Source organism: Belnapia moabensis DSM 16746 (genome assembly GCF_000745835.1).
Classification (GTDB): Bacteria; Pseudomonadota; Alphaproteobacteria; order Acetobacterales; family Acetobacteraceae; genus Belnapia; species Belnapia moabensis.
This window is the reverse complement of record NZ_JQKB01000140.1, coordinates 1-7,930: the sequence shown is the minus strand read 5'-3', so window position 1 is coordinate 7,930 and position 7,930 is coordinate 1. Positions and strand designations below refer to the sequence as shown.

The 7,930-nt window shown below is 65.5% G+C and carries 6 protein-coding genes; 4 read left to right on the top strand and 2 right to left on the bottom strand.

Translation table 11 applies throughout. The features are described from left to right. Together EP26_RS36505 and EP26_RS28425 are read left to right on the top strand one after the other, a co-directional pair. A partial coding sequence (locus EP26_RS36505; protein ID WP_043344349.1) for a hypothetical protein occupies window positions 1-309 on the top strand: 309 nt, incomplete at its 5' end. Between the two features lie 1,461 nt (window positions 310-1,770). Beyond that, window positions 1,771-2,274, top strand: coding sequence for a hypothetical protein (locus tag EP26_RS28425; protein ID WP_043344346.1), 504 nt, complete (start codon window positions 1,771-1,773; stop codon window positions 2,272-2,274). Between the two features lie 1,520 nt (window positions 2,275-3,794). Here the strand turns inward: EP26_RS28425 and EP26_RS28420 are convergent. Continuing rightward, window positions 3,795-4,811, bottom strand: a complete 1,017-nt coding sequence (locus EP26_RS28420; protein WP_043344345.1) for a hypothetical protein — start codon at window positions 4,809-4,811, stop codon at window positions 3,795-3,797. A gap of 317 nt (window positions 4,812-5,128) precedes the next feature. Here EP26_RS28420 and EP26_RS28415 point away from each other — a divergent pair, with 317 nt between their 5' ends. Beyond that, on the top strand, window positions 5,129-5,617 hold the full coding sequence (locus tag EP26_RS28415; protein WP_043344342.1) for an amidase family protein: 489 nt from the start codon (window positions 5,129-5,131) through the stop codon (window positions 5,615-5,617). Continuing rightward, window positions 5,614-5,763, top strand: coding sequence for a hypothetical protein (locus EP26_RS35715; RefSeq protein ID WP_157033889.1), 150 nt, complete (start codon window positions 5,614-5,616; stop codon window positions 5,761-5,763). The genes EP26_RS28415 and EP26_RS35715 overlap by 4 nt, the downstream gene beginning before the upstream one ends. 204 nt (window positions 5,764-5,967) lie before the next feature. Here the strand turns inward: EP26_RS35715 and EP26_RS28410 are convergent, their stop codons facing one another. Then, window positions 5,968-7,263 (bottom strand): replication initiation protein, encoded by a 1,296-nt coding sequence (locus tag EP26_RS28410; protein ID WP_084113096.1) that lies wholly within the window; start codon window positions 7,261-7,263, stop codon window positions 5,968-5,970. Between the last annotated feature and the right edge of the window lie 667 nt (window positions 7,264-7,930).

The following is a 7,930-nucleotide window of genomic DNA, read 5'->3' as shown; positions in this document are numbered from 1 at the left end:
CACCTCGGCGTCGAGACCCAACGCCAATGGTCCGACCTGGCCATCCTCCGCACCACGCCCGCGCTGTTCGCCCTGTTCTCACTCGTGACGCTGTGGGCCAACCAACTCGCCGCCGAGCGTGGACCGCTGGTCGAGTGTGTGCGCTGGTACCGCAAGTCGCTACCAACCTTCAGCGACGCTCTCGTGCTGGTGCGCCGCGAGCTCTGGCGCGCGCAGTTTTCTGCTACCTCGCCGCTGGCCGGGACAGCACAGAATGTCTCAGCCGATCTCATCGAGCGATTGCTGCTCATCGTCTGCCGCCCGCCATGATGGCACGCGAGCGTCACGGCACGTGCAAAGCCAAGCTAAGCCGCTATCTATAAGCAAGGCGACCTGTTCGATTGCAGCCGCTTCAGCAAGAGCTGTCTCCGCTTCGTACAACGCTGTGGCCGCCGCTTCCAAATCTGCCGTCGTCTCTCTGGTGCCGTCCCGCAACACAGGACTGCTTCTGAGACGAACAGCGGAGTCGATTTCCTGATGTCGCGCGAACGCCTCGTTCCGAGCGTCCTCCGCGCTCCATCGAGCAGCACGCGCACGAAGATATGCTGCTCTGGTGGTCTCTAGCTCTTCAACGCTCATCGTCCTCTCCGTGCATGCGCCCAGCATCACCAAAGCCTCTCAAAGGAGGGCCGAGGATACAAGCTATTCGGTGGCTTCCCGCAGTTGAGCCCGGTACAGCCCGCGCTGATGTCACAGGACCAAGACGGCCAAGCTTTCTAAATAGTGCTTTTCCAACGGAGGACTATCAGTTTCCTGGCGACATTGGACGGGAGGAAGTCCGCGAACCGCTTAGCGCAGTGCGGTTCATGGTCGCGGCCGTGGCGGCGCTCGCGGTCGCGGCCACCTTCAAGATGCGCGGCGACGGCTCGCGCCCGACCTGCCCCCGATTGGCCGGAGCCAGGAGGCGGTCCTCCGTTCCTCGGCGATTCAATCGACAATCGGCTGCTGCGCTTGTCGGCGGCGGACGTCGTCGCGCCGCTCGGCTCGTTGGAGCCTTGGCAACGCACAAGGCAACGCTGCTTTCAGCAGCGGCCAGGCCTTCCCCTCGTGGGATCAAGCCGGTCCAGGCACTCGTCGAGGGTTCGCTGGTTGACGCAGTGCTCCCGCGGCGAGCGGCCCCATCTCGACTGGGTGCTCCGCCGCAACACCCACCGATTCCGGCACCGAGTCGTACCGGCGCGCGGCGTCCTCGGCGAGCCCGCCGCGGGTTCAGGCCGGGAGGCGGGCTGGGACACCCCGCCGGATGCGGCCGCGCCTTTGGCGATCCCGACTGACGGACCAATGCGCCCTACTCTCCTGCCGCCATCTCCCAGCGCTGGCGAGCGTGACGCGGCGGGACCGTTCGGAGCCACGCCGTAACTGGCCTTGGGTCGGCAACAGGCGCTCACCACGCGGGCCCATGGCATGCTTCCTCCGGCCGGGCGAGCGCTCCTGTCGCAGATGAGGAAGCCGACGTAAATATCGAATCCGTAAGTAAATATCATAGAGCGCTAAGTCGCTTTTTCTTGCTCGCTCGAGGGTTGCTCACTAAACCGTGAGTTACCGTCAGTGAGGGCCACTTAGCGATGACCGCCGTCTCCTAGCCTTACCAGCAGCGCCGCCCTCGCGCCTTTCGTCATATGGCCGCCAGCGCCCGCCTGCCGGACCGGCCGCCAAACATGGCTCGTCGCGTCCCTTAACGGGCCCCCATCCCGTCCCGGCCCTAGGCCAAGGACGAACGGAGACACCTGCATGCACGCCCGCAAAGCCGGGGCCGTGGCGCTCGCCGCCGCGCTCGCCCTCCTGCCATGCCCGGTCCGCGGTCAGTTGGCGGTCGAGCACTCGCTGGTCCAGTCAGCGACCTTCTCCGCCGCGACGCCGACCGTCCAGGCCATCGGTCTGCGCTTCGGCTACGGCGCCATCGATTTCGGCCACAAGCTCCGGGTGTCGGGCGACGAGTACGGCACCAGGGCCGACGTGAAGGCGTTCGGGGCGACGCTGGACTGGTATCCTGCCCGCTCCGCCCCGGCGCAGACTGGTCCGCGCCTCTCGGCCGGAACCCGCGTTGGCGGTGCGCTCGCCCCGCATGTCGGCCTCGGCTACGGCGGCGAGATCCTCGGCGGGATGCTGCCGATCTCCTTCGACCTCGGCGCCGTCCTAAGGGGCAGGGAGGGTGGGCCCGCCATGGGGCTGGGACACTCGGGCGAACTGCGCGTCTACCCCGTCGTCCAGGTCACGGTGGGCCTGCGCTTCTGAGCACGTCGGCCAGTCCATTCGGGTATCAAGGAAACGAGTGCCTCGCAGCGGGCGCTCCCCCACGAAATCTGGCCTCGCCCCCTCCGGCTCCCGGTGCGAGCGGCGCGATCAGCACTACGGTGGGATTTGGAGGAGGCCCGTCAGACACGCACAGCCAGCAAGCCTGGTGCGGCATAATGTTGGTCCTGGCTGCGGAAAGGCTGGGGACGGGGGCAGCAGATCTGCGTTCGGCCACCATGCCAAACCAAGATTGCCTGAACCTACGCCTGAGTGACTGGCTGCATTGCCGCCGGGACACCGCACCTGATATCCAGGACGATGTCCTTGAGGAGGTTGCCGTTCCGCCACCACCGGCGGACGAGGTCGAGCGAAGCTAGTATTGCGAAGCTGGGACGCCGGGCAGCATCCTGTGGCCTCGGCGAACCCCGCAATAGCGGTGACTTCAACGTCGCGCCTTGCCCTTCGCAATCTCACGCTCAACCGCTGCTCGCTCGCTCGAACCCGTTCGGCGGATGATCTCCCGCACGACAGCGGGCGAAACACGATGCCGCTTCGCAAGGTAGGTAATCTCTGTCTCATCGGCCTCGGTGGCCGGGGCAGGATTGGGGTTCGCTACTTTCGCCTGGCTCCGTGCCACGGTTAGTCCTCCTTTTCATGCCCGCTCCACGCGGACAGCTGACGAAGCTAATGCAGTCGGCCTCGCCTTCATGTCGTGCCAGCCGAACACGCCGAAGATTGGGCTTGGCCACGGTGGTCGGGTATGGAGACGCCCGTTGCTGGTTAGCCGAATGACACGTTCAGGCCGCAACCTATTCAGCTCGGCTGTACGATGCGCTCGTGGCGGCCTACCAGGTCCTCACGCCGCAATCTTGATCAGATGGCTCTCCAGAACGAGGCAAACGTTGTTCATGTGCCACGCTGGGCCATGCCGCTGAACCGGCTGGGCAGGAACTCACCTCCCTGCTCAACAGCGAGATCGTGGGCGGCCGTAGGTACTCCTGTTACTTGACTCCGCTTTCGGTAATGTTATGGCGAAGCGGCCAGGCCGTATCGGCGCAACCTTCTAGCCACTTCGAGTTACCAACTGCGGATCGGTCCTTCTGACCGTGCTTAACCTCGTCCCCAAACTAGTTGCCGTCGTGTGGCTCCTGCAGCACAGAGCGCTGCGCGTCCGACGTGCGCATTAGCACTGCGACAGTGCCCAAGGACGCCTCAGCGTTCCGCTGATGACGGCACACCGCATGTCCATGTCGCGCCACGGGTTAACCCTCGAGAGAGCGGACACCAAACTCGCTGCACAAGAGGAGCAGGAAGCCAGCAGACCCGGCCAAGCTTGACGAGCCATATATGGGCATAGCTCGGCTAAACCTCAAGTCTAAGCCCTGCCGAACGGGGTATCTGCAGGCAGGGAAGCATATGAAGCAACCCGCGACCGGCGGCTCCGCTCGACGGGGAGTGAGGCTTGGGAGCCGCTTCCTTGGCTGGTCGGGAAGATAGCATGGCGATCCCGCACTACCGGCTCACTCCGTGCCGACCACGATAGGCACGCAGCCCTCGACGACGATGCGGATGTCGTTGGCTGTGGGACCGCCTTCCACCAGATCGAAGACCCTGCTGTCCAGCTCCTGACCCGAGCGGGTAAGCACAGCCAGTTGCACACCGCCTTCGCGTACAACCAGCCTTGCCACAACCTCCTCGCCGACCGCTTCGTGCCGCGCTGTGCCGATGAAGTCGACGATCTCGTCGAGTGTCGGATCTCCGGCCTCGACCCCTTCCAGGAGCGTCCTGATCTCGTCCATCAGCTGCGAAGGCGAGCAGTGGGGAAGGACGAGCGCACCCTTTAGTGCTTCCGGGTTTAGGGAGGCACGCCAGCGGTCGAAGGCATCGGACCGCTCACTCTCCCTTCCTTCATCGGGGGCGATCAGCACTTCGGCATCGCCATCTAGGTCGTCATCGGACGGCTCCACATCGAAAACCACGGCACCGACCAGCACCACGATCCCGCCATCCGTCAGGTCGCCGGGTTGCAGCGGCGGCAAATCAGCAGGCGGCCGCCCACTAGCGATGTCGAGTAGCGCGCGCCGGAGGGCAGAGGGGGTGAGCGAGTTGACGGTTTCGACCGACCTCCATCCCTCGGCGAACACCACCTTAGCTTCTGGAGGGAAGGCGCCTGAGCTGGCCAAACCGCCGGTGAAGGTTGCCGGATCCGGCAGGGAACCGGCAGTCACGACCGGCAACAGCACCAACTCGGAAATGTCGAATGCGTCCTGGCCCGTGACTGCCTCGGCCATCTCCGTCAGGGCAGTTGCAAACTCGTCGACATCCTCGTCCTCATACTTCTCGGACAGCTTCCGCCTGGCCGCCAGGAGCACGCCGTCCCTTCCGCCTGCGATGAGCTCCTCGGCGAGGTCCTCGAAGGTGTCGTAATCCTCATCCAGCCAAGCCCGGACCAGGCGGTCGGCCGGGGTGCCGCCGCCTTGGCCTTTTCTTTCGGCGCCGCGGCGACGCGGCGATTGCTGGGTCGTTTTGCGCGGCATGGCCAGATGCGTCCTCCGTCTCGAATTCGGTAACCGCCACCGAAGTCAGCTGCAAGCAGGAAGACAGGGAAGCGGAGCCACAGGCGGAACCTGGACCAATCTTCGCCTGCCATCCCGCTGTCCAGCCCATTTCGGCGCCTGCCGCCAAGGGTCATGCCGACGCTGTCCAGCACTGTGTGCTTGTGAGTTGGGTCTAACCACTCGTCCTTGGCGAGCAAGGTGCCGGTCGCCACGCCGTGGCAGCAGGACCTGGACTGGATTATCGCAGAGTTCAGCGCCTACCGCCTCCGGACGACGGGCACCTCGCTGAGCGCCGCATGCGCATTGGCGTCTTCGCGGAGATTGAGAGTGAACTGGTGGACCCGGAGGTCAAGGCCGCCGTCGAAGAGTGCGCCGCCCTGCTGGAGCGGGCGGATTGCGGGGTGGTACGCCGGGCTGCCCCATATGACGTCGGACGGGTCCGCAGCGTCTGGGCGACGTTGAGCGCCGCTGGCGCCGCCCGGACGACCTGCATGCATCCCGATATCTGGCGCGAGCGGGCCAGCCGCCCAATCGCCGCCGCGGCTGGGCGCGGCCCGTCGCTCACCGCAGTCGACTACGTGCGCGCTCTGGACGGCCTCGCCGAGATCCGCGGTCTGGTCGCAGACGCCTGGGGCGATGCCGACGCCTTCCTGTGCCCCAGCGCGGCTTCGCCAGCCTGGGCGATCGATGAGGAATTTCCAGCCGCCATCGGCGGTCGGCCTGGCCACCCGGCGGCCCAGAACGTCTTCACCACCTGGGTCAACGCCATCGGACACCGGGCATGAGCGTCCCCGCACGCGCCCATGCCGACGGGTGGCCGCTCGGCGTTCAGGTAGTCGGGAGCTATGGTGGCGACGAGACGGTGCTGGAGGTGGCGCGGCGCCTGGAGTGTGCGGCGTCCTGGACGCGGCCGCCTTTCCCAGCTTGGTGACACAACGATGGCGGCAGTCGTCCTGCGTGGACACCCTCCCTGTCGCGCTCGTGGCCACGCTGAACGGTGAATAGGCGCCGAACTTTAGATCGGCAAACCCGTCTGGCGCCAATCAGTCCCGAAACTCTCTGGAAATCTTCAATGAGGTGGGCCCCGCTTGGACTAGGATTCACAGTCTGGGGCCTCACCTGAGCGCCGCAGCACTCAGCGCCAACCCACTGCCGGGACCTTCCGCACGCGACGGAACACCTCTTCGGCTGCGCCGATCCGGCCGTCCCAAAAGTCATCGATCAGATCGCGGTTGGCCATCACCCACGCGGAAACACGCTCGAACACCGGCTCCGGTAACCCGCCGCTGACCTGCATGACGATAGGTTCTACCGTTAGAATGGTCAGCCGATCCACATCCAGGTACGCGTTGGGTGTGACGCCGATCACGATGTGGCGGTCGCCGTCGGCGCGTCGGAGCCAGACTACCGGCGGCAAGCCGGTCAGGTTGGAGCGTAGGCTGATCATGCGGAGCCGATCCCGTCCGTCGGCGGCGCTGGCACTGGCTCGGTCCGAATATTTCGACCTGCTATCGGTCGACAACTCCGGTTGCCCATCCCGGACCGGCTCTGGCGTCGGCGGCCCAAGTGGCAGGTCCGCATGCTCTGCCTCGTGCGATTGCACTCGTGTCGTCGTCCGCGAACCCTCTTGGACGTTTTCATCACCTTCGGGCGTGGCATGGCGGACGCTAACCCCCTCGTCATCCGCCGCGATGGAGATCGACAGGTCGGCCGCGAAGACGCGCCGCAATGCATCTTCGAAGGCTGACTTGAACGTGGCGCCGTCCTGATCGGGTTCGCCGAATCGGCGCTGTAGGTCCTCCCACGGTGTGCTGGCGACAGCGCCCGTTGGCATACCGGCCAGCGAATGTCTGATCCACGCGTAGGCGTCCAGCGCCGTCGGGGAAGCTGCTAGTGCATTGACGATACGGCGGTCCAGCGGGACCGTATGCCCAGCCAAGTTGGCCTGGAAGCGGGCATTCAGACGAACACTGCGACGCCACTTCGTCGCCGCGCGGGGATTGGATCGGGCGTCGAAAACGGCCAGGAGAGGGCCGCCGTCCAGCGACACCGTGACTTTCGCCGAGGCAAGGCGGGCGAACTCGTTGGCAAGCTCGCCGAGGCCTTGCTCGTCAATCTCCACCCCGATTGCGGCGGCAAGCGTGGCGGCACTTTGCCCCATGTCCACCACCGGGCTCCGGGTGCGGAGAGCGGTGTCGCAGACGTGCATCAGGATCAGCCTGAGGAAGCTTCCACTTGGCGCGTCGGGGCCGCCGACGGTGCGTGCGATGCGGATGGCCGCTGTCCCGCCATCACGGCGCCAGTCGCCGCCCGGGGCGTGTAGCGGAAGAGCCATCTGGCAGAATGCGGTGTGGTACCAGAGGAGGTGTTCGCCAGACGAGGAGATTGCGGAATCGGCGGGTCGCGGGCGCGGATAGGCACTCTGATTCATGTTGGCTACGGCTCGTATCGGATGTTGGTGGTGCCGCAGGCAGCGATCCGCTGGTCAGGAACGGAAAGGAGGCGGTAGCAACTGGTCCGGACCGCGACGCTTGGCAGGGATGACATGCCATAAACTCGGACTTCAGCGACATTGCCACGGAAGATGCAGGCGATGCAGATGGGTGCCCTTGCAGCGAGTATCCAGTGATGACCTTCGGGTGAGCGGGGGCTGCCTCCTGCCAAACCAGTCTGGTCATCAAGACCTCAAATCCCGCTTCGAAGCCCGCCGCCTTGCCTGCCTTGAAACGCTTATCCAGGCTGCCTCGGGCGAGCCGATCGTTCCCGTCGGGTGGGCGGTGGCCGAAGTCGCTGCCGTCCGGGCCGCCGACGTGGCGTTGGCTCAGCGCACGAGAGGGACCCGCGCCGACCGGCGCGGCTCCCAATGCCAGGGGGACGTTCTAAGCTTGGCTTTGCACGTGCCGTGACGCTCGCGTGCCATCATGGCGGGCGGCAGACGATGAGCAGCAATCGCTCGATGAGATCGGCTGAGACATTCTGTGCTGTCCCGGCCAGCGGCGAGGTAGCAGAAAACTGCGCGCGCCAGAGCTCGCGGCGCACCAGCACGAGAGCGTCGCTGAAGGTTGGTAGCGACTTGCGGTACCAGCGCACACACTCGA

Excerpts from the sequence above, each read along its gene's own strand:
- EP26_RS28415 (WP_043344342.1), top strand. The coding sequence starts at position 5,129 with ATGCGCATTGGCGTCTTCGCGGAGATTGAGAGTGAACTGGTGGACCCG.
- EP26_RS28425 (WP_043344346.1), top strand. The coding sequence starts at position 1,771 with ATGCACGCCCGCAAAGCCGGGGCCGTGGCGCTCGCCGCCGCGCTCGCC.
- EP26_RS28420 (WP_043344345.1), bottom strand. The coding sequence starts at position 4,811 with ATGCCGCGCAAAACGACCCAGCAATCGCCGCGTCGCCGCGGCGCCGAA.
- EP26_RS35715 (WP_157033889.1), top strand. The coding sequence starts at position 5,614 with ATGAGCGTCCCCGCACGCGCCCATGCCGACGGGTGGCCGCTCGGCGTT.
- EP26_RS28410 (WP_084113096.1), bottom strand. The coding sequence starts at position 7,263 with ATGAATCAGAGTGCCTATCCGCGCCCGCGACCCGCCGATTCCGCAATC.